The sequence below is a fragment of the Vibrio sp. MMG023 genome (assembly GCF_021654215.1).
GTDB lineage: Bacteria > Pseudomonadota > Gammaproteobacteria > Enterobacterales > Vibrionaceae > Vibrio > Vibrio jasicida.
The window spans coordinates 339411-361707 of sequence record NZ_JAKFZP010000002.1; the positions used below are offsets into that span (position 1 = coordinate 339411).

26 protein-coding genes are annotated in these 22297 nt (G+C 46.4%); 24 read left to right on the plus strand and 2 right to left on the minus strand.

What is annotated here, in order from left to right; genetic code table 11:
• The 7 genes from rsxC to L1076_RS06645 all read left to right on the plus strand — a co-directional run bounded on the left by rsxC (position 1) and on the right by L1076_RS06645 (position 6854).
• Positions 1–2733, plus strand: coding sequence for an electron transport complex subunit RsxC (rsxC, locus tag L1076_RS06615; protein WP_237303401.1), 2733 nt, complete (start codon positions 1–3; stop codon positions 2731–2733).
• Positions 2733–3779: an electron transport complex subunit RsxD gene (gene rsxD, locus L1076_RS06620; protein WP_237303402.1), complete on the plus strand. Its 1047-nt coding sequence runs from the start codon at positions 2733–2735 to the stop codon at positions 3777–3779. Before rsxC ends, rsxD begins: the two co-directional genes overlap by 1 nt.
• 7 nt (positions 3780–3786) lie before the next feature.
• Positions 3787–4425 carry an electron transport complex subunit RsxG gene (rsxG, locus tag L1076_RS06625; protein ID WP_005536427.1) on the plus strand — a complete coding sequence of 213 codons (639 nt, stop codon included), beginning with the start codon at positions 3787–3789 and terminating at the stop codon, positions 4423–4425.
• The gene (locus tag L1076_RS06630; protein WP_005439683.1) at positions 4418–5110 is read left to right on the plus strand and encodes an electron transport complex subunit E; all 693 of its coding nucleotides are present in this window, start codon (positions 4418–4420) and stop codon (positions 5108–5110) included. Before rsxG ends, L1076_RS06630 begins: the two co-directional genes overlap by 8 nt.
• A gap of 79 nt (positions 5111–5189) precedes the next feature.
• Positions 5190–5831, plus strand: coding sequence for an endonuclease III (gene nth / locus L1076_RS06635; RefSeq protein WP_038881585.1), 642 nt, complete (start codon positions 5190–5192; stop codon positions 5829–5831).
• A gap of 31 nt (positions 5832–5862) precedes the next feature.
• The gene (gene gloA, locus L1076_RS06640) at positions 5863–6279 is read left to right on the plus strand and encodes a lactoylglutathione lyase (RefSeq protein ID WP_020196364.1); all 417 of its coding nucleotides are present in this window, start codon (positions 5863–5865) and stop codon (positions 6277–6279) included.
• 140 nt (positions 6280–6419) lie between these two features.
• Positions 6420–6854, plus strand: a complete 435-nt coding sequence (locus tag L1076_RS06645) for a DUF2753 domain-containing protein (protein ID WP_005439686.1) — start codon at positions 6420–6422, stop codon at positions 6852–6854.
• 112 nt (positions 6855–6966) lie between these two features.
• On the opposite strand, the gene L1076_RS06650 is transcribed toward L1076_RS06645, so the two are convergent.
• Positions 6967–7848, minus strand: a complete 882-nt coding sequence (locus L1076_RS06650) for an OmpA family protein (RefSeq protein ID WP_237303403.1) — start codon at positions 7846–7848, stop codon at positions 6967–6969.
• 307 nt (positions 7849–8155) lie between these two features.
• Here L1076_RS06650 and rnt point away from each other — a divergent pair, with 307 nt between their 5' ends.
• Positions 8156–8800: a ribonuclease T gene (rnt, locus tag L1076_RS06655; RefSeq protein WP_038869335.1), complete on the plus strand. Its 645-nt coding sequence runs from the start codon at positions 8156–8158 to the stop codon at positions 8798–8800.
• 28 nt (positions 8801–8828) lie between these two features.
• Positions 8829–10154 carry a Na+/H+ antiporter family protein gene (locus L1076_RS06660; RefSeq protein WP_038869333.1) on the plus strand — a complete coding sequence of 442 codons (1326 nt, stop codon included), beginning with the start codon at positions 8829–8831 and terminating at the stop codon, positions 10152–10154.
• Positions 10155–10260: 106 nt separating this feature from the next.
• Here the strand turns inward: L1076_RS06660 and L1076_RS06665 are convergent, their stop codons facing one another.
• Positions 10261–10890, minus strand: a complete 630-nt coding sequence (locus L1076_RS06665) for a DsbA family protein (protein WP_038869332.1) — start codon at positions 10888–10890, stop codon at positions 10261–10263.
• 891 nt (positions 10891–11781) lie between these two features.
• On the opposite strand from L1076_RS06665, the gene L1076_RS06670 reads away from it, so the two are divergent.
• The 15 genes from L1076_RS06670 to virB11 all read left to right on the plus strand — a co-directional run bounded on the left by L1076_RS06670 (position 11782) and on the right by virB11 (position 22296).
• Positions 11782–11943 carry a hypothetical protein gene (locus L1076_RS06670; RefSeq protein WP_197072695.1) on the plus strand — a complete coding sequence of 54 codons (162 nt, stop codon included), beginning with the start codon at positions 11782–11784 and terminating at the stop codon, positions 11941–11943.
• 5 nt (positions 11944–11948) lie between these two features.
• Positions 11949–12131: a TraY domain-containing protein gene (locus tag L1076_RS06675; RefSeq protein ID WP_237303404.1), complete on the plus strand. Its 183-nt coding sequence runs from the start codon at positions 11949–11951 to the stop codon at positions 12129–12131.
• A gap of 48 nt (positions 12132–12179) precedes the next feature.
• Positions 12180–12539: a TraY domain-containing protein gene (locus tag L1076_RS06680; RefSeq protein WP_237303405.1), complete on the plus strand. Its 360-nt coding sequence runs from the start codon at positions 12180–12182 to the stop codon at positions 12537–12539.
• Positions 12529–13131 carry a lytic transglycosylase domain-containing protein gene (locus tag L1076_RS06685; protein WP_237303406.1) on the plus strand — a complete coding sequence of 201 codons (603 nt, stop codon included), beginning with the start codon at positions 12529–12531 and terminating at the stop codon, positions 13129–13131. The genes L1076_RS06680 and L1076_RS06685 overlap by 11 nt, the downstream gene beginning before the upstream one ends.
• A gap of 14 nt (positions 13132–13145) precedes the next feature.
• Positions 13146–13463, plus strand: coding sequence for a conjugal transfer protein (locus L1076_RS06690; protein ID WP_237303407.1), 318 nt, complete (start codon positions 13146–13148; stop codon positions 13461–13463).
• 2 nt (positions 13464–13465) lie between these two features.
• Entirely contained in the window at positions 13466–13837 is a 372-nt protein-coding gene (locus tag L1076_RS06695; RefSeq protein ID WP_237303408.1) for a conjugal transfer protein TraD, read from the plus strand.
• The gene (locus L1076_RS06700; RefSeq protein ID WP_237303409.1) at positions 13800–16130 is read left to right on the plus strand and encodes a conjugal transfer protein TraE; all 2331 of its coding nucleotides are present in this window, start codon (positions 13800–13802) and stop codon (positions 16128–16130) included. The genes L1076_RS06695 and L1076_RS06700 overlap by 38 nt, the downstream gene beginning before the upstream one ends.
• Before the next feature lie 2 nt (positions 16131–16132).
• On the plus strand, positions 16133–16780 hold the full coding sequence (locus tag L1076_RS06705) for a type IV secretion system protein (protein ID WP_237303410.1): 648 nt from the start codon (positions 16133–16135) through the stop codon (positions 16778–16780).
• 19 nt (positions 16781–16799) lie between these two features.
• On the plus strand, positions 16800–17027 hold the full coding sequence (locus L1076_RS06710) for an EexN family lipoprotein (protein ID WP_045368028.1): 228 nt from the start codon (positions 16800–16802) through the stop codon (positions 17025–17027).
• 13 nt (positions 17028–17040) lie between these two features.
• Positions 17041–17997 (plus strand): type IV secretion system protein, encoded by a 957-nt coding sequence (locus L1076_RS06715; RefSeq protein WP_237303411.1) that lies wholly within the window; start codon positions 17041–17043, stop codon positions 17995–17997.
• A gap of 74 nt (positions 17998–18071) precedes the next feature.
• Positions 18072–18224: a hypothetical protein gene (locus L1076_RS06720; protein WP_193291642.1), complete on the plus strand. Its 153-nt coding sequence runs from the start codon at positions 18072–18074 to the stop codon at positions 18222–18224.
• Entirely contained in the window at positions 18221–18976 is a 756-nt protein-coding gene (locus L1076_RS06725; RefSeq protein WP_237303412.1) for a VirB8/TrbF family protein, read from the plus strand. Before L1076_RS06720 ends, L1076_RS06725 begins: the two co-directional genes overlap by 4 nt.
• Positions 18973–19740: a TrbG/VirB9 family P-type conjugative transfer protein gene (locus L1076_RS06730; protein WP_237303413.1), complete on the plus strand. Its 768-nt coding sequence runs from the start codon at positions 18973–18975 to the stop codon at positions 19738–19740. The genes L1076_RS06725 and L1076_RS06730 overlap by 4 nt, the downstream gene beginning before the upstream one ends.
• Complete coding sequence (virB10, locus tag L1076_RS06735) at positions 19733–20926, plus strand: type IV secretion system protein VirB10 (protein WP_237303414.1); 1194 nt, start codon at positions 19733–19735, stop codon at positions 20924–20926. The genes L1076_RS06730 and virB10 overlap by 8 nt, the downstream gene beginning before the upstream one ends.
• A 353-nt stretch (positions 20927–21279) precedes the next feature.
• The gene (gene virB11, locus L1076_RS06740; RefSeq protein WP_237303415.1) at positions 21280–22296 is read left to right on the plus strand and encodes a P-type DNA transfer ATPase VirB11; all 1017 of its coding nucleotides are present in this window, start codon (positions 21280–21282) and stop codon (positions 22294–22296) included.
• The last annotated feature ends 1 nt before the right edge of the window (position 22297 follow it).

Genomic DNA, 22297 nt, shown 5'->3' on the forward strand with positions numbered 1-22297 from the left:
ATGTTGTCTTTGATTGAACAAATTCGTACTGGTTCGCTATGGGATTTCCCAGGCGGCGTGCATCCGGCAGAAAACAAAAAGCAATCCAACAAAACTGAATTGGTTCATGCTGCCATTCCGTCGGAAATCGTCCTACCTCTGAAACAACACATCGGTAAAGCAGGTAATCTATTGATCGCTATTGGTGACACAGTGTTGAAAGGTCAACAGCTAACGGCGTCAGACAGTGGTTTTACTGTTCCTGTTCATGCTCCAACTTCTGGGCAAGTGACAGCTATTGAGCCACGAACCGTCGCTCACCCATCGGGTTTAAGCGAACTGTGCGCAGTGATTACGCCAGATGGTAACGATACTTGGTGTGAGAAAACGCCAGTTGCCGATTACACCCAAGAATCTGCAGATGCGTTGATCGATGTGATTCGCCTTGCTGGTATCTCGGGCATGGGTGGCGCAGGCTTCCCAACGGCTAAGAAGATCCAATCGGGCATTGCACGTACCGAAATTCTTATCGTTAACGCGGCTGAATGTGAACCTTACATCACCGCCGATGACAAACTCATGCAGGAGCATGCGTACGAACTGATCCAAGGGATCGAGATCGTCGAGCATATCCTTAAGCCAAAACTGACCATCATTGGTATTGAAGATAACAAGCCAGCAGCAATCAAAGCGCTGGAACAAGCGGCGATGAACAAAGACATCGTGATTCGCGTTATCCCAACCAAATACCCTTCTGGTGGTGAGAAGCAGCTCATCAAGATTTTAACCAACAAAGAAGTTCCTAGCGGCGCTATCCCTGCTGATATTGGCATTCTGGTTCAAAACGTTGGTTCTCTCTACTCAATTAAACGTGCAGTGATCGATGGCGAACCTGTGGTAAATCGCATCGTGACTCTGACGGGTAAGACCTTCAAGCAACCACGTAACGTTTGGACGCTACTTGGTACGCCAGTACAAGCACTGTTAGACGAGTTTGGCTACAAAGCAGATAAGAAACTGCAGCGTCTGATCATGGGTGGTCCAATGATGGGCTTTACCCTACCTCACGCTCAGGTTCCTATCACTAAAACGGCAAACTGTATTCTGGCACCGAAGCGTCGTGAGATCGCTTCTGACCAATACGAAATGGAATGTATCCGTTGTAGCCAATGTGCGGAAGCGTGCCCTGCATCGCTATTGCCACAGCAGCTTCAGTGGTATGCAAAAAGCCAAGAATACGAAAAGCTGGAAGAACTGAACCTTAAAGACTGTATTGAATGTGGCGCGTGTGCGTTTGTGTGTCCGAGTGAAATCCCACTGGTTCAATACTATCGTCAAGCGAAAGCTGAAATCCGAACACGCGCTCAAGAAGCGGCAGCCGCTGAACGAGCTAAGCTGCGCTTTGAAGAGAAGAAAGCGCGTATGGAACGCGAAAAAGCAGAACGTGAAAATCGCTTTAAGAAAGCCGCGGATGATCGTCGTAAAGACATGAAAGCCTCTGGCGGTGATGATGCGATTGCCGCAGCCATCGCTCGCGTGAAAGCACAGAAAGAGAATACTGAAGCGAAAGCCGAGCCAGCAGTGAAACCAGCGGTTGCTGCCGCGATTGCCAAAGCAAAAGCGAAACAAGCTGCAGCGGCTCAATCTGGCGCAGCCGAGCCTGATAACTCAGAAATGGCGAAGCTACGCGAAGAACGCAAACGCCTTGCTCGCGAACGCAAAGTGCAAAAAGAACAAGGCGACGCATCTACGGATAATGCTGACGACAAGAAGTCAGCGGTTGCAGCAGCGATTGCCCGTGCTAAGGCGAAGAAAGCTCAACAAGAAGACGCATCAACACCTACTGAAGCTGGTGATAAGAAAGCAGCCATCGCAGCAGCTATCGCCAGAGCTAAAGCGAAAAAAGCTCAGCAAGAAGACTCTACGGTATCTGCAGAAGTGGAAACATCAGCAGAACAATCTGAAGATCCAAAGAAAGCTGCAGTTGCCGCTGCCATTGCTCGCGCTAAGGCACGCAAAGCTCAGCAAGAAAGCTCTATTGACTCTGCTGAAACGGAAGCACCTGCTGAACAAGCTGAAGATCCAAAGAAAGCCGCAGTTGCTGCTGCCATTGCTCGCGCTAAGGCACGCAAAGCTCAACAAGAAAGCTCTATTGAATCTGCAGAAACGGAAGCACCTTCTGAACAAGCTGAAGATCCAAAGAAAGCTGCTGTTGCCGCTGCCATTGCTCGTGCTAAAGCGCGTAAAGCCCAGCAAGAAAGCTCTACTGACTCTGCAGAAACGGAAGCACCTGCTGAACAAGCTGAAGATCCAAAGAAAGCAGCAGTTGCCGCTGCCATTGCTCGTGCTAAAGCACGCAAAGCTCAGCAAGAAGCACAAACAGAATCTGTTGAAGCGGAAGCTCCTTCTGAAGAACCAGAAGTGGATCCGAAGAAAGCCGCGGTTGCCGCAGCTATTGCTCGTGCTAAGGCACGTAAAGCGCAGCAAGAATCGCAAACAGAATCTGTTGAAGAAACGCCTTCTGAAGAGCCAGAAGTGGATCCGAAGAAAGCCGCGGTTGCCGCAGCTATTGCTCGTGCTAAGGCACGTAAAGCGCAGCAAGAATCGCAAACAGAACCTGTAGAAGCAGAGGCTCCTTCTGAAGAACCAGAAGTGGATCCAAAGAAAGCTGCTGTTGCCGCTGCCATTGCTCGCGCTAAAGCACGTAAAGCTCAGCAAGAAGCGAATAAGAACAATACTGAGGAGAACGAGTAATGTCGTTTTTTATTGCCAGTTCACCACACGCTCACAGCCGTCGCAGCACGCCTGATTTGATGAAATGGGTAGCACTGTGTGCTATTCCTGGCTTAGTGGCTCAAACCTATTTCTTTGGTTGGGGCACCATCATTCAACTTGTGTTCGCTATTGCGGTCGCAGTGTCACTTGAAGCATTAGTTATGCTTGTGCGTAAACGTTCTCCAATGCGTGCGCTGCGTGATAACAGTGCCATTGTGACAGCCTGGCTATTAGCTGTGGCAATCCCACCATGGTCTCCTTGGTGGATCATGGTTATCGGTTTGATTTTTGCCATCGTTATTGCAAAGCACTTATACGGTGGTATTGGCCAAAACCTATTTAACCCAGCGATGGTCGCTTACGTCGTATTGCTTATCTCCTTCCCTGTCCAAATGACAAGTTGGAGCGCGCCTGTTTCATTGATGTCTGAGCACGTGACGTTTGCAGACGCGTTGTCTCTGATCTTCACTGGCTATGACTTTGATGGTTTGTCACTGCAACAAGTTCGCGCTGGTGTGGATGGCGTAACAATGGCAACCCCATTAGATGCATTCAAAACTGGTATTCATACTGGTGCTACGCCAAATGAAGTACTATCACAGCCAATGTTTGGTGGGCTTGCGGGTATCGGTTGGCAATGGGTAAACCTAGCTTACTTGGTTGGTGGCCTAGTGATGATCAAAAAACGCATCATCCAATGGTACATTCCTGTTGGTTTCCTAGGTAGTTTGACACTGTTTAGCACCGTGTTTAGCTTGATCATGCCGGGAGAAACCGCATCACCAATCTTCCACCTACTTTCAGGTGCAACGATGTTAGGCGCGTTCTTTATCGCTACCGACCCTGTTTCAGCGTCAACTACTGTGAAAGGTCGCTTGATTTTCGGCGCTCTCATCGGCGCGTTGGTATTCATTATTCGTAGTTGGGGTGGCTTCCCAGATGGCGTTGCGTTCGCCGTTCTGCTTGCCAATATGTGTGTACCGTTGATCGACTACTACACCAAACCAAGAACTTACGGTCACTGAGGTAAACATGTTAACCGCTATTAGAAAAAATGGTCTGACATTGGCGATCTTCGCCTGTGCAACAACCGGTCTTGTGGCACTGACTCAGTACCTAACAAAAGATCAAATTAAGCTTCAGGAACAAAAGCAATTGCTGTCGGTTCTTAACCAAGTGATTCCGGAAGAAATGCACGACAACAACCTTGTCGCGGCATGTACTATGGTATCTGCACCCGATCTAGGTACGGTTCGCTCGATGCCAACTTACATTGCGACCAAAGATGGCCAACCTACGGCAATGGCAATTGAGTCCATCGCACCAGATGGCTACAACGGTGAAATCAAAATCATCACCGGCATCGATAATCAAGGCAAGATCCTTGGTACTCGTATCCTAAGCCATCAAGAAACACCGGGGTTGGGTGATAAAATTGATTTACGCGTTACAGATTGGATCTTGAGCTTCACCGGTAAGCAAGTGACAGAAAGTAACTGGAATTCTTGGCGAGTTCGTAAAGATGGTGGCGATTTCGATCAGTTTACTGGCGCAACCATTACCCCTCGTGCGGTAGTGAAAGCGGTGAGAAACACAGTAAACTACGTAAATAAGTCTCGTGATGAGATTCTGAATCAGCCCCTAGACTGCGCAGGAGGCAACCATGAGTGAAAATAAACTGCTAATGAAAAACGGCATGTGGAGCAACAACCCTGCCCTAGTGCAACTTCTGGGTTTGTGTCCTCTACTTGCGGTTTCTTCGACCATTACCAACGCCCTTGGTCTGGGTATTGCGACTTTGTTGGTGCTTGTCGGCTCTAACCTGACGGTTTCACTGATTCGTAACTACGTACCAAAAGAAATCCGTATTCCGGTTTTCGTTATGATCATCGCAGCCTTGGTAACTTGTGTTCAACTCTTGATGAACGCTTATGCCTACGGACTGTATCTATCTCTGGGTATCTTCATTCCATTGATCGTAACCAACTGTATTATCATCGGCCGTGCGGAAGCTTACGCATCGAAGAATGATCCATTACCAGCAGCATTGGATGGTTTCTGGATGGGTCTTGGTATGACAACCGTATTAGTTGTACTTGGCGCTATGCGTGAACTTATCGGCAACGGCACCTTATTCGATGGTGCAGACCTATTATTGGGTGACTGGGCTGCGGCACTGCGTATTCAAGTTTTCCACTTCGATAGCAGCTTCTTACTGGCATTATTGCCGCCAGGTGCGTTTATCGGTGTAGGACTTTTGATTGCGTTGAAAAACGTTATCGACAGCTCAATTCAGGAACGTCAGCCGAAAGAAGAAAAACCAGCCATTGAGCGCGCCCGCGTAACTAACGCATAATACAAGAATTCTAAAATCAAGGCTCTACCACTCGTAGGGCCTTTTTCATAAACCGCAAAGACGGGTTTGGAAGTCAGCAATGAACAAAGTCAAAAGAATTGAAATTCTCGAACGACTCCGAGAAAACAATCCCAATCCTCAGACGGAGCTCAACTGGAGCACGCCGTTTGAGTTGCTTATCGCCGTACTGCTTTCTGCGCAGGCGACGGACGTAAGCGTAAACAAGGCAACAGACAAGCTCTATCCTGTTGCGAACACGCCTCAAGGCATTCTTGATTTGGGTGTCGATGGTTTAAAGGAATACATCAAAACCATCGGTCTGTTTAATTCAAAAGCCGAAAACACCATCAAGACTTGTAAGATCTTACTAGAGAAGCACAACAGTGAAGTACCAGAAGATCGTGCAGCACTAGAAGCTTTGCCGGGTGTCGGTCGTAAAACCGCTAACGTGGTACTGAATACCGCCTTCGGTTGGCCAACTATCGCGGTGGACACACACATCTATCGTGTTTCTAACCGTACAAAGTTTGCGATGGGTAAAACCGTCGATGACGTAGAAGAAAAACTGCTAAAAGTGGTGCCAAAAGAGTTTAAGCTTGATGTACACCACTGGCTGATCCTTCATGGTCGTTACACATGTGTGGCAAGAAAACCGCGCTGTGGTAGCTGCATCATTGAAGATCTCTGTGAATACAAAGAAAAAGTGTACCCAGACGAATAAACCCGTCTGAAACAATCGCTAGGAGCAAATAATGTCAAACGGTCGAATTCTTCACACCATGCTACGCGTGGGTGATCTAGACAAATCTATCAAGTTCTACACTGAAGTAATGGGCATGCAGCTACTTCGTACCAATGAAAATAAAGAGTACGAGTACACGCTGGCATTCCTAGGCTACGGTGATGAGTCTCAAGGTGCCGTCATCGAGTTGACTTACAACTGGGGTACAACCGAGTACGACTTAGGCTCTGCATTTGGCCATATCGCCATTGGCGTAGACGATATCTACTCAACTTGCGATGCAATCAAAGCAGCAGGTGGCAATGTCACTCGTGAAGCCGGCCCAGTAAAAGGCGGTACAACACACATCGCTTTCGTGAAAGACCCTGATGGCTACATGATCGAGCTGATCCAAAACAAGCAAGCATCAGCAGGTTTAGAGGGCTAAACCCAACCCCCATTCTGAAATGCTGTAAAAGATGACAGGCAGATCTGAGAGCTGCCTGCTCATTTATAAACAAATATCTTTACTTGATAATAATTATCGTTTAGATTTGTTCGCAACATCGATATGTGGGACAAACGATAATGATCAGTGAATGGGAAAAACACACACTTCTAGCCGATACTGCTCTTCAACTAGATGACCCTGTTCGCAGCATTCTTCATTACCAGCAAGCCCTTAGCCTGAGTGAAGATATTAGCGAATGCGTGGAAATAGAAGCTGATGAACGCTTACTAATTTCAGTGATTTCATGCCATAACCTCGCTCAATTTTGGCGCTGGGCTGGCGATACCGAGTATGAACTCAAATATCTGCAACTCGCATCTGAAAAAGTACTCACACTGATTCCTCAGTGCCCAAACAAAGATTGCGCGAGCTTTATTGATTCGATTGGCTGCTGTACAAAAGCACTGATTGATTTTATGAAACGACATCCGAATCCAGCGATTGCAAAACAAGTCGAAAAGATTGATACGGCTACGAATTGCGAAATCATTGCTAAATTTCGCTTAAACTAGCTGAAGTGACATGAAGGTAGCAACACAAGCGCATAAGTACTTTCAACAAGAACACAGTGATATAAAAACGCCAGAGTCTGACTCTGGCGTTTTTATTTGGTTAGCATTTCAATTAAACCTGAGTTCGTCCTAGCGAAATCACCACACGGCGATTCTTATCTTTACCAATTGGTGAGCCATTATCAGCAATTGGTCGACGCTTGCCGTAGCCCTGCACTTGAATACGATCACCCGATAAACCCAGAGATTCGAAATACGCTCTAAGTGACTCTGCTCTTCTTTCTGAAAGACTTTGACTCGCACTCTTGCCATCCGTTGAATCTGTGTAGGTTGCAACAAGGACTAAATCGATATCTTGGTTGTGACGAACATAATCAGCAATTTGAGCCAAACGCTTCTTCGACGCTTTTGTTAGCTGATCGCCCTGCCACTCGTAATGAAGAATCGTAAAGGCAATATCTTCAAAGCTGTATTTCAACAAGTTGGCAATGCAGTTACTGAAGGCATTGTATTTGCTCTGAAAAAGCACCGAAGACAAGGCAACTTCAATACGTTGGTCACGACTTTGCCAATCTTGGTAGCTAAATGTCGGATAGCGCCCTTTTTCTAGCTCAGACAAAATGCCCCATGCCGTTTGACCACCCACGTAACCATCGAACTGCTTAAAGAACCTAAGATTAGTGATTCGGTCCGCATGCTCTCCCGGACGCCAAGGAGGCGGCATTGAAATCAAACTCACGTTGCGTGTTTCACCCATTGGGCGGCGCATTTTCAGTTCGAAATCCAAATTGATCTTTTTGCTCGCACGAGACGAAAATACCGCGTCACCAAATCCAGGAATAGGATGCACAAGTTGGCATTCCAATGGCGTATTCATCACCATTTCCCATTGTGACTGTTGCGGAGTGGCAACGTAGCGTTTACCCATTGATGCAAAACTATGTGCACTGAGTAAAGATAACGCGACACCACTGGTTACAAGCCATTTATTCATCTAGGTACTATCTCTCAAACGGCACTCTATTGCCGCTTATTCGCCTGAATTAAAAACACGTGAAAGAATGCAAAAATCCCGCCAACATAAAAATAGCAACTTGATAGAAGGACTTAAGGGATGATTTGGCAAGCGCATAAAATGGGAAATAACATCACGAGAATAACAGGTGACCTTCCCCCTTATTTTTAGTTATAAGTCTCACCCAATACGGACGAAACAGAATTCTACATTTATCCAAATTGCGGTTTTTCTCATCGATAGAATCTGCAATAATGCAGCCTTCGTCACACAAAAATAAGCCAACATGACAATAGAAAATGAAGCTCTAACCCTGAAAAAGCGTTTTCGTGGTTATTTTCCAGTGGTAGTTGACGTTGAGACCGCAGGTTTCAATGCTCAAACTGATGCACTTTTAGAAATCTGTGCCGTTACGTTGAGCATGGATGAAAACGGCGATTTGCATCCTGCCTCCACCATTCATTTTCATATCGAACCTTTTGAAGGCGCGAATTTAGAAAAAGAAGCGCTAGAATTCAACGGCATTCGTGACCCTTTTAGCCCACTCCGTGGTGCTGTCTCTGAGCAAGAAGCGCTGAAAGAAATTTATAAGTTGATCCGTAAAGAGCAAAAAGCAGAAGATTGCTCGCGTGCAATCATGGTGGCGCATAACGCGGCTTTCGACTTAAGTTTTGTTAATGCAGCAAACGAACGCTGCAAACTAAAAAGAGTCCCTTTCCATCCATTTGCCACTTTTGATACCGCGACATTAAGTGGACTTGCTTATGGCCAAACTGTTCTGGCTAAAGCATGCAAAACAGCAGGGATGGACTTTGACAATCGTGAAGCACACTCTGCGCTTTACGATACACAAAAAACTGCAGAGCTATTCTGCGGCATCGTGAACAAATGGAAGGCCCTAGGCGGTTGGCCGCTTGTTAGCGAAGAATAATAAATAAACACAACATATTAGGAAAAGTATGAATCCTGTCGTTATATCTGTGTGCGTCATGCTCGTGTTAGCATTGATGCGCGTAAACGTGGTGGTTGCCCTCACGTTTAGTGCCATCGTTGGTGGCCTTGTTGCTGGTATGAGTCTTACCGATACTGTTTCTGCCTTTGAAAGCGGACTCGGCGGCGGTGCAACTATCGCATTAAGCTATGCAATGCTTGGTACATTTGCCGTTGCTATTTCTCGCTCTGGGATTACTGACCTACTTGCTAAAAGCGTTATCAAGCGCCTAAATGGCAAAGAAAGCTCTGCGTCGACTACTGGTCTTAAATACGCAGTATTGGTTGCGCTTGTCCTTGTCACCATGTCATCTCAAAACGTGATTCCGGTACACATCGCCTTTATTCCAATTTTGATTCCACCTCTTTTGGGCGTTTTCGCTAAGCTGAAGCTGGACCGTCGTTTGGTCGCTTGTGTGCTTACCTTCGGTTTGATCACGCCTTATATGATTCTACCAATCGGTTTTGGTGGCATCTTCCTAAACAACATCCTATTGAAGAACTTACATGACAATGGTCTAACAGATGTCGTGGCAAGCCAAGTACCGACAGCAATGCTGTTGCCGGGCGCAGGTATGTTGTTTGGCCTTCTGACGGCAATCTTCTTTAGCTACCGTAAACCTCGTGAATACAAAGAAACTGAACTGACCGTTGTTCAAGAATCTGAAGAGAAGCTAAATAAGAAACACATTTTGGTTGCTGGCTTGGGTATTCTTGCTGCGCTAAGCGTACAGCTATACACGGGCTCAATGATCATCGGTGCACTAGCTGGCTTTATGGTATTCACCTTCGGTGGTGTTATCGCATGGAAAGAGACGCACGATGTGTTCACTAAAGGTGTACACATGATGGCAATGATCGGCTTCATCATGATTGCAGCGGCAGGTTTTGCGGCGGTAATGAAGCAAACTGGCGGCGTTGAAACACTAGTACAATCACTATCAACAAGCATCGGCGATAACAAACCTCTAGCTGCTCTGCTTATGCTGATCGTTGGTCTATTGGTCACTATGGGCATTGGTTCATCGTTCTCTACGATTCCAATCCTTGCAACTATCTATGTCCCGCTATCACTAGCGTTCGGCTTCTCACCAATGGCAACTATCGCACTAGTCGGTACTGCTGCTGCGCTAGGTGATGCAGGCTCTCCAGCTTCTGATTCAACGTTAGGTCCAACATCGGGGCTAAATGCGGATGGCCAACACGAACACATTTGGGAAACCGTTGTTCCGACATTTATCCACTACAACATTCCACTGATCATCTTCGGTTGGATTGCTGCAATGGTGCTGTAATCGCATCATTTGAATGGATACAATTCGTTACGAAAAAGCCGCTCGAGTGAGCGGCTTTTTGTTAATTTGAATACCTACGAATAACGCTTTAGAGGCTTCAATTCAATCATTGAGCGGGCATATTATCAACGATGCGCTCTCGAATAAGCTTTAGCGTCGCCTCAGTCGATAGGTAATCAACTTCAATCGGGAAGTAAGCATCGTTGATTTGCAGTACCAAGCTTGGGTACCCGTTCACACCAAGGCTTTTTGCAAGACTCAACTGATCTTGGAACACGCCTTCTAACAAAGCGCCATCCATATCGTTTTTGAACTGTTGAACGTTCAAACCAATCTCTTTTGCCAATTGCAGGTGCGTTGCTTCTTCGTGAGGAGGAAGAGCTCGCAGGTAGTACGCATGCTGAATTGCTTCTAACATTTGCTCATAAGAATCTTGGAACCCCGCGGCGATAACCGCACGGCATGATTGGTATGTACTTCTTACTGGCGTACACAAGGTCCAGAAATCATAATTGAACTTTGTGCCAAGCTGGCGCTCGATCTGCTTCCAAATTTGTTCGATCTTTTGTTGCATTTCTGGAGGCATCGGCAGATTAGTATCTGGCGCAAGGCCACCCACCACATACTCAAACTGAATGACACCCGGCAGCTGTTGTTTCAATTTTTCAATGGTTGGTTTGTAACCCCAACACCAACTGCACATTGGGTCATGTACGTAGTAAAGCTTTATATCCACTTTAATTTTTAAACCTATAAAATCAATTAGTTAAATCAAACAATTTTAAATAGTGGCGATGATGTGGCGACGTATTTTGTTTTGTTTGCTTTGAAGTTACCTAAAGTTTAGGTGTTATCCGATAAATGATCAGCTCTTGGTACATACTCATCCAACACGAAATTTCCACCTTATACTTTATCGTTGAGAACGGTCTTGCAAGTTGTACCTCATGCTACCTCCCAAAATGAGGTTTTTACTGTATTTGTTTTGAATGTAATGCAGTCTTTAGCCTCGATTATACTTCCTAAAAAGTTGAAAAACTGCTTTATCTTAAGTATTCATCCTAAAGCCTGACAGCAAAGGCGCATACATCCATTTACCAATAGGTCGTGAGAAATACCACCGCTTAGCTTGAATTCAATTCATTCTTATCAAGGTCAGGATTATCTAAAGATTGGACTTACAACTAGTAATACACAACGCACACTCCCCCCTTCATAATCATACTTCCGACAATAGCCGACAAAGAACGACCTTAGCTTTTATTCTCATTTTATCCATAAAATACAGCAACTTAAGCAAAAACCAACACTAAAGACCGAATGTAAAAACTGTGAACTACTGTACACAAAATTGAAGTCCTTAACTTTGACACCAGCTCAAAAACATATGTATAAATATACATATAAATATCGCTCTTTATTAATTTGTGCCTAGGCAGATAAAACGCCGCAACAGAACGTTGGAAACGTGCTCCACTGCATCAGTTTTATCGACGGGGAAGCCCCACTAAAAACTTAGTGGAGAGAAATATTCCCCAAACACACCCGACGTTTCGCAAACGGGCTGGGTTCGGTTTTGCTCTGAGCCGATGAAAGTGAAAGAGCATTCTCGTAAGGAGAAAAAGTTATGACCAACAAACTTATACAGTTTCGTTCTTATCGCTACCTAAGAACTCAATCCAAGGTCGATAAAGCAATAAAAGAACGAACGCCACATGACATCGAACTAGAACGAACACGTAATCACTTCCGACGATTTCATGCTCGTGAGTTCTTAGCACTGAGGTAAATGAAATGCCACAAAACGCAGAAAAAGACACAACTGGAATTTGGTTAAAGATGGACTCTGAAACCAACCGAAAGCTAGAAGAATCTGCCGAGTTCAACAAGCGAACAAAACGGCAAGAAGCAAGCTTTCGTTTAAGTGACCATCTGACTAAGTTCGACCGACACATGACCCCTCGCGCTAAACCTTAGCGTTTTTTTAACCCAAAACATCCAATCTTGGGACGAAAGGAGTCTCACATGGATAATAAAGAGCTCATAGAGGGCAAACTTACCCTCGACCAACAAGCATACGATCTTCTCAACCAAGCTTCTCAACGTTCTTTTCGCTCCTTAAAAAAGGAAGCTTCCCTTCGCTTAATTGACCACGTACAACGATTTCATCACAGCCCACAAAACAAGCTTGATGAGATTGTGTTTAAAACGTCCATTAAGATCCCTATTAGGGTAAGAAAAAGCGTTATACCGTGTCTATATCGAGGCAAGTACAAGGTGAAAACCTTGGTTGATGAATATTCAATCCGCTTAAAAGACCACTTAAAACGATACCCAACCATATCAGCAGTTGGTGTCGTACAGGAGGAAGAACATGCTCCTTGAGTTGAGCGCGTTAATCCCTCTACTCAATACCTGCCAAAGCCAAGTTGACGCAAGCATCCTCAAACGTCTCATCGATAATGAAAGTTCTCGTAATCCCTACGCTATCGCCGTAGTCGGAGCTAAACCTGTCAATCAACCCAAGACTAAACTTGAAGCCATCCAAATTGCTACCAATTTGGAGAAGCAAGGCTTTAAGTACAGCTTGGGGTTGATGCAAATCTACAAAGAGAACTTCCCCGCCTATGGCATGACTATCGAAACCGCATTTGACGCTTGTAAAAGCATTGAGGTTGGAGCGGATATCTACGCGAAGTGTTACCACCGCGCAAAAGCGCAAGCACCAAACAAGGCACACCAACAACACCTTGATGATGCCGCCTCTTGTTATTACTCCAATAACTTCACACGAGGCTATCAAGGTGAAGGAGAAAAAGGACTGAGCTACGTTGAGAAATTCAACCGAGCAAAGAAGCTTCCCTCCAACACCATTTCTGAATCTTACGACTCAACCTCTGAGTCTTCTCAACCTTCAAAACCAACACCACCAAAGCAAGCCCAGTCATGGGATGTCTTTGGTGATTTCTCTTATTAACAAGGAAATATTCAATGAACACCCTTAATTCAAACACACAAGCATACAGCAACCTAACCGTGGCATTTATCGCCGTCATGCTGATTCTTTTTGGTCATCCAGCTATCGCCGCAGGTGGCTTAGATGAAGCAACGAACTGGGTAGACGAAATCGCGGATTGGGCATACAAACTCTTAGGCTCAGCCGTCGTTCTTTACAGTATCTATATGGTCTTAATGGCCTTGGCTGAGAAAAAAACATGGGGGGATGTGGGCATCAGTATCGCTAAAGCAGCAGCCGCTGGCGGTATCGGCGCGGCAGTCGCTTACGCTTGGTCTATTTGGGGAAGCTAATCATGCATGACGAAGAACGAGATCAATACGCCAGTTATAACTCGCTGGCACGCAAACCACTCATGCTTGGCATGCCTATCATCCCTCTCATTATAGGGATGTTGATGATGCTACTAACTGGTTGGCTCGGACTGAGTTTCTTCGGAGTAAAAGGGCTGGTTTTCCCAGCCTTTATTGCTTTAGGGCTACTGTATATCCGCGTTCGCAGCGAGGAAGACAGCCGAGCCATCGATGAAATGAAATGGGAGGCAAAAGGTTTCTTAACTCGCCTTCGCTGCCAGTCCAACACCATTTCATTCACTTCTATCGATAATCACCCATTCAGGAGAAAACAACATGTCAGCGAATGGTTTAAAAACAATACCCCTGACTGACCTTCCTGCTTATGGCTACCCAATCAATCGAACCATGCTCTCTTTGGATGATTCCAAAGTCATGGCAACCATAAGCCTTAACGGAATACCCTTCGAGTCAGAATCTTACAACACACTCAAACCTTCCTTTGAGCTCGTGAAAAACATCCTTAGCACCCTCGCCAGAAAGTACGGCAGTCAACTTGCCATTTGGACACACATCGTTAAACGTAAAGAACACTTTGAAGCCAACTACCGCTTCGAGAGCGACTTCATGCAGCGCTTTTCTGATCGTTACTTGCAAGACTTTTCCGGTGAGGACTTTTTCAGTGTCCGGTACTACATCACCTTTGTACTCAACTACAAAGGCACACTCACCGAAGGAGAAGATGAGCTTGGTGATATTCTCAAGACGGTTTCAGCCGCATTAAAGCGTTTTGATAGCAAAGTGCTTGAAGTCGGTGACGATCATCGCTGTGAACACGTTGAGTTTCTTTCTTACCTACTCAACTACAACGACCAACCTAAGCCACTTGCGTCAGAAAAAGTGCGCAATTATATCGGTCACAGTGATTGGCACTTCGGTCACGACTTGCTCGAAGTTCGCAACGCGAACAACGAGACCACCAAGTTCGCCACCTTCTTTGAGCTTGACGCCCTACCAATCGCAACGGAAATGGGGATGTGGGATTTTATCTTGAGTCAACCAACCGAGTTTATTCTGACTCAGTCCATGATCTTCATGCAGTCCCTCAAAGCTCAAAAGATGATTGATAGGCAAACCAACTTCATTGAGTCCAGTGACAACGCGGAACATGAATTAGAAGAACTGCAAGCAGCGCGAGATTATGTTGCCTCCGGTGCGGTCAGTTTTGGAGACTATCATGCATCACTGGCCGTCATTGGTGACTCACCAGACAAAGTGATCATAGATAGTGCTGACTTAAATGGTCAGTTCCTAGCCAAAGGCACGGTCTTAAAGCGTTCGAACCTCAAGTCTCAATTCTCGTTTTTAAGCGCCCTTCCCGCGTCAAAGATGCGCATCAAGCCCTCACCACGAACCATTGCTAACCTTGCCTCGACATGGTCACTGCACAACTACTCAACAGGCAAAGCGACAGGCAACCCAGTCGGTGATGGCAGTGCTATTATTCCTTTAAAAACGCTGTCTAACTCCCTGTTCCACTTTAACTTTCATGCATCTGAGATAGGAAAGGATGTAACGGGGGAGAAATACGCGGGACACACAATGTTCCTCGGTGCATCAGGCTCAGGTAAAACGACTTTATTAGCGACGATAACTGGCTTCTTGACTCGCTTTGATCAACAAATCTTTTGTATCGACTATAAACGCTCTACCGAATTGTTTATTCGAGCGTTTGGTGGTGAATACTTTTCGATTAAGGAAGGGGAAGATACGGGTATCAACCCTTTCCAATTAGAACAGTCGCCAAAACTCGTTAGCTTCTTGAACCGTCTTGTTTGCCGCTTGGCACAAGACTCACAAGGCCACATCAGCGCTCATGATGAGCAGGAAATCAAAGACGCGATAGACAGCGTGATGACCTTTGACGCGCCAATGCGCGGCCTCAGTATGATGCTGCAATCCATTCAAGACCCGAACTTGCGCATGAGGCTCAGCAAATGGTGTCGCAGTGAAAACGGTAAGCTCGCTTGGTGTTTGGACTCACCTCATAACCAGTTCAACCCGAAAGCAATGGATCGCATTGGCTTTGATTCCACTCTGCTACTAGAGAAGGATTCGAGCGGTCATGTTCACCCTGCTAGTGAGCCCGTTCTTGCCTGTTTGTTCTTCTTAAAAGAGCTGATGCAAGAGTCCGGCAAACTAATGCAAACCATTATTGAAGAGTTCTGGATGCCAGCGAACTTCCCTCTCACCCAAGCGGTAATGAAACGTGGACTTAAAACTGGGCGTCTGATGTATGAGTTTGATGTACTGTCTTCACAGTCACCAGAAGATGCGATTCATTGTGAAATATTCCCTGCCATCGTCCAACAAACAGCAACCAAAGTGTACTTGCCGAACCCTGATGCAGAGTATGACGCTTACCAGCAATGCAACCTAACCAAAGGCGAGTTCGACAAACTCAAGGCGCTCGATAAACAAAGCAGAACCATGCTCATAAAGCAGTCGAACACCAGTTGTTTTGCAAAGCTGGATTTAGGTGGCTTTGATGAGTTCCTACCGATTATCTCAGGCTCTACCGATGACATTGTGTTGTGTGAAACCATTCGCGCAGAGGTGGGCAATGATCCTGATTTGTGGATACCTGAACTACTGAAAAGGAGATAACCATGCTTAAACGAACCACACTTGCCCTATGCATTGCATTGGCATTGAACGCCACAACACAAGCATCGGGTATCCCCGTTGTTGACGTTGCGGGTATTACTCAAATGGTGGTTGATAGTGCGCAGCGAGCTCAAGAGTTTACGCAGTCAATAAGTGAAGCTCGCAACCGCCTTAATCAACTCAAAAGCCAAGCGGAGCATTATAAATCGATGGTTGAAGGCCACTATGGATTCGAAGAAATACTCAGTGACCCAAACCTAAATGATGTGATCGACCTCAGCACATACAGTGATTTGTATGACGCGATTGATGATATATCCGACTTACGTTCTGAATTTGGCCTTTATTCCGACGACCCCGTGATACAGAGGCGCTACGATATGCAACTGAAACAACTTCGTTTTCAGGAAATGCTTTATGAGCGCAGCACTGAACGCAACGAACGAATGAGTCGTCTACTTAGCCAGTTTGGCAGCGCAACAACGCCAGCGGCCAAAGAAGACTTAGCGAACAGCATCAACTTTGAAACCATGCAGATGCAAAACGAGCAACGCATGATGGATTCAATGTCTAACATGCTTCAACAACAGAGCCAGATAGAGATTCACCGAGAAGCTAAAGAGCGTATCAATAAGAGACTGGCACTATGACAAGATAAGGAATTTTATAATGAAAAAGCATTTTCTTTTCACTGCAATTGTTACTTTCGCAATGACCGGTTGCTCCGAAGGCGAGGTAAAAACTGTTGAATATTACCAAGAGCACAAACAAGAACGAGCTGAACTTTTAGATAAGTGTAAAAATGACGTTAGCGAGGAAATCAAAGCTAACTGCATTAACGCCACAAAAGCCCAAGCAAAGGACAGTATAAGCCGAAGGTTAAACACTTCATCATAGGGAGGTTGCAGTTATGTTTGATACATTATTTTCATTTGTTGAATCTGTCGTATTAAGCAACATTAGTAGCATGGTTGGGTTATTTGCTGATGTGATAACCCCCTTAATTGGTTCCTGCGTTACCCTTTATGCAATCTACCTTGCTTTTCAAGCGCTCTATGATGCTGAAAACATGATGATAATGGAATCCTTAAAGTTTATAGGCTCTCTCGCTCTATGCACCACAGTGGCATTTAACACATCTTGGTATTTGGCAAGCATTGTTCCAATGGTTCTTAATACCGGAGATAGTATCGCCAATATACTTTTAGGAACAGGAGGAACTAGCTCTATTCAAGCCATATTTGACTCTCTGGTGACTACTATTTCTGAGTTTTGGAGCTCTATTGATGTTAGTTTAGTTGATGGGACAACATGGATCGATGCTGCATTAGTGTTGTCGTTTTGCGCCCTTATTATTCTGGGCGGTCTTCCTTTTTTGGGTGTTGCAACCGCTTATTTATTGGTCGCCAAGGTGATGGTCGGTTTCTTGCTAATTCTCGGCCCCTTGTTCGTCATGTTTGCATTTTTCCCTTCGACGCGTTCGATGTTTCAATCTTGGACAGGCCAGTGTCTAAACTACATTTTGTTATCCATCTTGTACCCGATAGCATTCAGTATGTTTCAAACAACATTAGACATAGTTCTAGGAGATACCTTAAACGGTGAAATGGACATCATCACAAACCTAATGACATTCATCCTCTTCTTTGTGTTTGTTGTGTTATCAGTCCAAATACCTGTGTTCTGTTCATCCCTATCGGGTGGCGTTGGTATTAACGGCTTAGTCAGCAATATGGGGATGGGAATGCGAAGCCTAAGTAACGCCACTAAAGGTGGCGCAGGAGCCGCCACAAAAGCAGGAAAAAGCACATACAGTGGCGCCAAGTCATTAGGCGATAAGTTCAAAAACCGAATTAGACCAGGCTAACACCTTCCTCACACTCTCACCCTAGACACCGCGCCGCTTTACGCGGTTTTTTTGTATCTAAAAAAGGACATTTTATGAAGACGTTCACCCTGTTATTGGTGGCGTGTTTGACTGTGGGTTGCTCTAGCACTCCACCGCCGCCACCGGAGCCAAAAGGCAATATCACTCCGGTTAACCCTGCCAAAGTTAACCTCGCTGATTTGTACACCCAAGGAGATATGCAATGAGCACAACCATCGATTCTGCCTTGGAACACAATCATGCCAAGGCCGAGAAAAAACCAACCGCCAACCACCAAAAACAAGCCGATGTGTACCTCGAAGAGCTTAAGCAGTTCGAGCAAGACCGCGTCGAAATCGCCAAGAAAAACGCGAAGACCGCATGGAAAGTCGCAACGGGCTCTGGCGTTCTCGCGTTGGTGCTCGGTATTGCCATTGTTGTGATGATGCCACTAAAAACCGTGGACTATCGATTGCTCTACATCGATCCACAAACAGGCATGACTCAAATCATTCAACCACTCGCTGACGCAAGAGAAATCACTTACGGCGAAGCGTTAGATAAGCATTGGTTAAATCGCTATGTCATTACTCGTGGCTCTTACCAATGGCAAACCGTCCAAGACGCCTTTGACTACATCAAACTCACCAGTCGTCACGATGTATTCAGCGCTTACAGCACGCAGCTACGAGCCAAAAACTCCCCTGTTGAAGTGTTCAAAGACTATAAGAAAATCCGCTTAGAAGACGTTACCATTTCGTTCTTGCCAACCCGCCAAGACCAAATGCTCGCGCAAGTGTCCTTCACCAAAGTGGTACTCAATAGCGACGACACGCCAGACACCTCTTACCTACCGACCAAATGGAGCGCCACCGTTACCTTTGATTACCTCAAGGAAATCAAAAAGGAATCGGAGCGCCAACTTAACCCACTTGGTTTCCGAGTCACCAGTTATCAAGAAAACAGGGTGATCCAATGATGAAACAACTGATTGTCTCTTTGGCGTGTTTGATGGCGTTCTCCACCCACGCCTTAACCTTGCCAAAGCATCAAGGCAAAGACCGCCGTATTGTGTATGCAGAGTACGACCCAAGCGATGTGATTGCGATACGCACCAAAGTGGGCGTCGCCACCCTCATTCAGCTCGACAAGAATGAAACCATTGTTGGCGAGCACTCTGGTTTAGGGATGGGGGATGCGGCCGCATGGGGGTTTAATGTGCGTGGTAACAACGTGTTCTTTAAACCTCAAGCCAAGCAGCCCAATACCAACTTAACCATCGTGAGCGATTTGGGGCGCACTTACTCATTTGAACTGTTCACCAATAAACAGCCGTTCTACGTGGTGAAAATGCGCTACCCAACACCGAAGAAAGCCAACACAACCCCACTCAAAGCCCCTTGTACTGATGGAAAATACAATTTCCGTTACGTGAAGTGGGGCGATGACGAATTAGCCCCCGCTTACGCGTGGGACGATGGCCGTTTCACTTGCATGAAGTTTTCTAAAAACGCTGAACTGCCTGTGATTTACCAAATCAACGCCGATGGCAAAGAGTCGTTGGTGAACTATCACATTGAGCAAGACACCATCGTGATCCATTCGGTTGCCAACGAATACCGTTTGCGCCTTGGTGAACGTGTTTTAGGGGTGCTTTCTCACTTTGTCGAGTTCGCTGGCCACAACCAAAAAGCGAGCTCGATTAAAGCCACTCGCGTCATTAAGGAGGATGAACATGAGTGATGACAACACCATCCCAAGCGCTTATGAAAGTGCCAACCTCGACCGTGGCGAGCTCACGGTGAGTGGTCGTAAAAAGAAAAACAAAGCGGTCATTGTGATCGCTTTGGTGATACTCGCTTTGGTCGTCGTCGCGGTGGGGGTTCTGTTCGCGATTAATCAATTTCGTGAAGCGGAAGTGGAAACAAAGCCCCTACAGCCAGAGTCTACTGCCGAGGTGGTTGGCGTTGAAAAAGGCACGGTCGGTAACGACAGTGCTTGGTTTGAGAAAGCCAAACGTGACCATGAAAAAGACAAGGCGCAGCAAGAGCGCGCCGCACAGTGGAAGCGAGAGCAAGAGCTCAAGCAAGCCAAAGCGCAATCGATGCATCAGCAACCGGTCACCGTGCCTAAAACGGGCGTTCCTGAGCCCAATGTAGCAAAGCAACCTTCCACCGCATCGAAGCGAGACAAGAACGCGCCACCGACTCCGCAAGAGCGTCGCTTGATGGGTGGCCTTATGGTTAACGTTGAAAGTGGCAATGCCGCCAGTAGCCAAAGTACAGCTGAACCTGCCTCTTACGACAACAGCTATGACGCACCGACCTTCGCGATGGGTCACGCCTCCAAGCGCAAGCAAGGAGGGTTAGATTTTCTGCTGAAACATGGCTCTATCATTCCTTGCGCACTCTACAGTCAGGTCATTTCTGACTATCAGGGCATTGTGATGTGTCGCGTCACGCAAGATGTGTACAGCGCCAATGGTAAGGCATTATTGGTTGAGCGCGGCTCGCTGCTCACGGGGTCGCAAAATGTCCAGTTAGAAGCAGGGAAAAACCGAGTATTCACAACGTGGGCAGATATCGAGACACCGAACGGGATATCAATCCGTATCGATTCACTGGGTGCAGGTCGCCTAGGCGCAAGCGGTAACGAGGCTTGGGTCGATAATCACTTTAAAGAGCGCTTTGGTGGCGCAATTTTACTGTCCTTCCTTGATGATGCTTTTGGCGCACTCGCAGAAAAGGCCGCTTCATCGGATGGGGATATTACCTTTGATAGCTCAACCGAGAACGCCAGCAACATGGCAGAGAAGGCACTTGAGAGTAGCATCAACATTTCACCAACGGGTTACACCCAAATCGGTCAACGCATCAACATCATTGTTGCTCGCGACATTGATATGTCGAGTGTGTACGCCTTCGAGTAACCGCTAAATCTGGTTGGTCTGCGGGATTACATGAACGATCTATGTAAAATTTTAGACCCGACAGGCCAACCACCTTCTCACTTTCACGTCACTTCAATACAAGGCTCGCTTTTGGCTGCAATAACGGGCGTAGCGCTTGTTGAGACAAAAGGAGTAACACGCCACGCGTGGATAAAGACTTTGGAGAATTACCATGAGAAACATTTCTGAGTTTGATATTGAACTCGCACAACGCCTCAACATCATCACCCCCACCGCTCTTACTCATTCTTCACCGCAGTTCGTCAACTATTGGCTAGAGGTACAAAAGGAAATCGAGCAAAGAAGCATACTCCATAACACAGAGGATAATCATGAACACCATCGATAAGGCCGCCACGGTCAATCAATTACTCAACATGACCGGACTGCGGCACTACTTAGACTTAGAAGGACTCACCGAGATTGCCATCAACCAACCTAACGAGGTGTGGTTTGATCGTGGTAACGGTTGGGAACGCGACGCGCTTCCAAACTTGTCATTAAACATGTGCAGCAACCTCGCGAAAGCGTTAGCGACTTTCGCAGGGCTGACCATTCCTCTCGGTGAAGCCAACCCCGTAGCCTCGGTCATTTTCCCCGATGGAGAGCGTGGCCAAATTGCTATCCCTCCCGCCACTGAAAACGGCATTGTCAGCATGACCATCCGAAAGCCTTCCCTCACTCGGTTTGCGCTGTCGAGCTACCAAGAAAGCGGCCGCTTCTCTGGCTTTAGAGAAATGGATGTGAACCGTGTTGAATTAACACCGGTTCAAGAGCAGCTTCTCACGCTCAAACAAAATGGCGATATGTCGCAATTCTTTAGCATGGCAGTAAAAAGCAAGCTCAACATCTTGCTCGTCGGTGGTACTGGTTCGGGCAAAACCACAGTCATGAAAGCAATGGTGGACGAATACCCCACCGATAAGCGCCTTTTCACCATTGAAGATGTGCATGAGCTCGACTTACCCAACCATCCCAATCACCTTCATCTGTTTTACAAACAAGGCGGCTTAACCCCGAAACAAATCATTGAGTCGTGTATGCGGATGAAACCCGACCACGTGTTGCTGGCCGAGCTGCGCGGGGATGAGGCATGGACCTACCTTGAAATGCTCAACACCGGACACGAAGGCTCAATCACCACCATTCACGCCAACGACTGTTATTCCACACCCGCACGACTGGCGGGATTAGTGAAACAATCCGAAGTCGGCCAAACACTCGATTATCACCACATCATGCGAACCATTCGAACCAGCATCGATGTGATTGCCTTTTTCAAACACACTCACCTCGTCGAACTCTTTTACGACCCCGTCGAGAAGAATCGACTGTTAAGCGAGGGCTAAA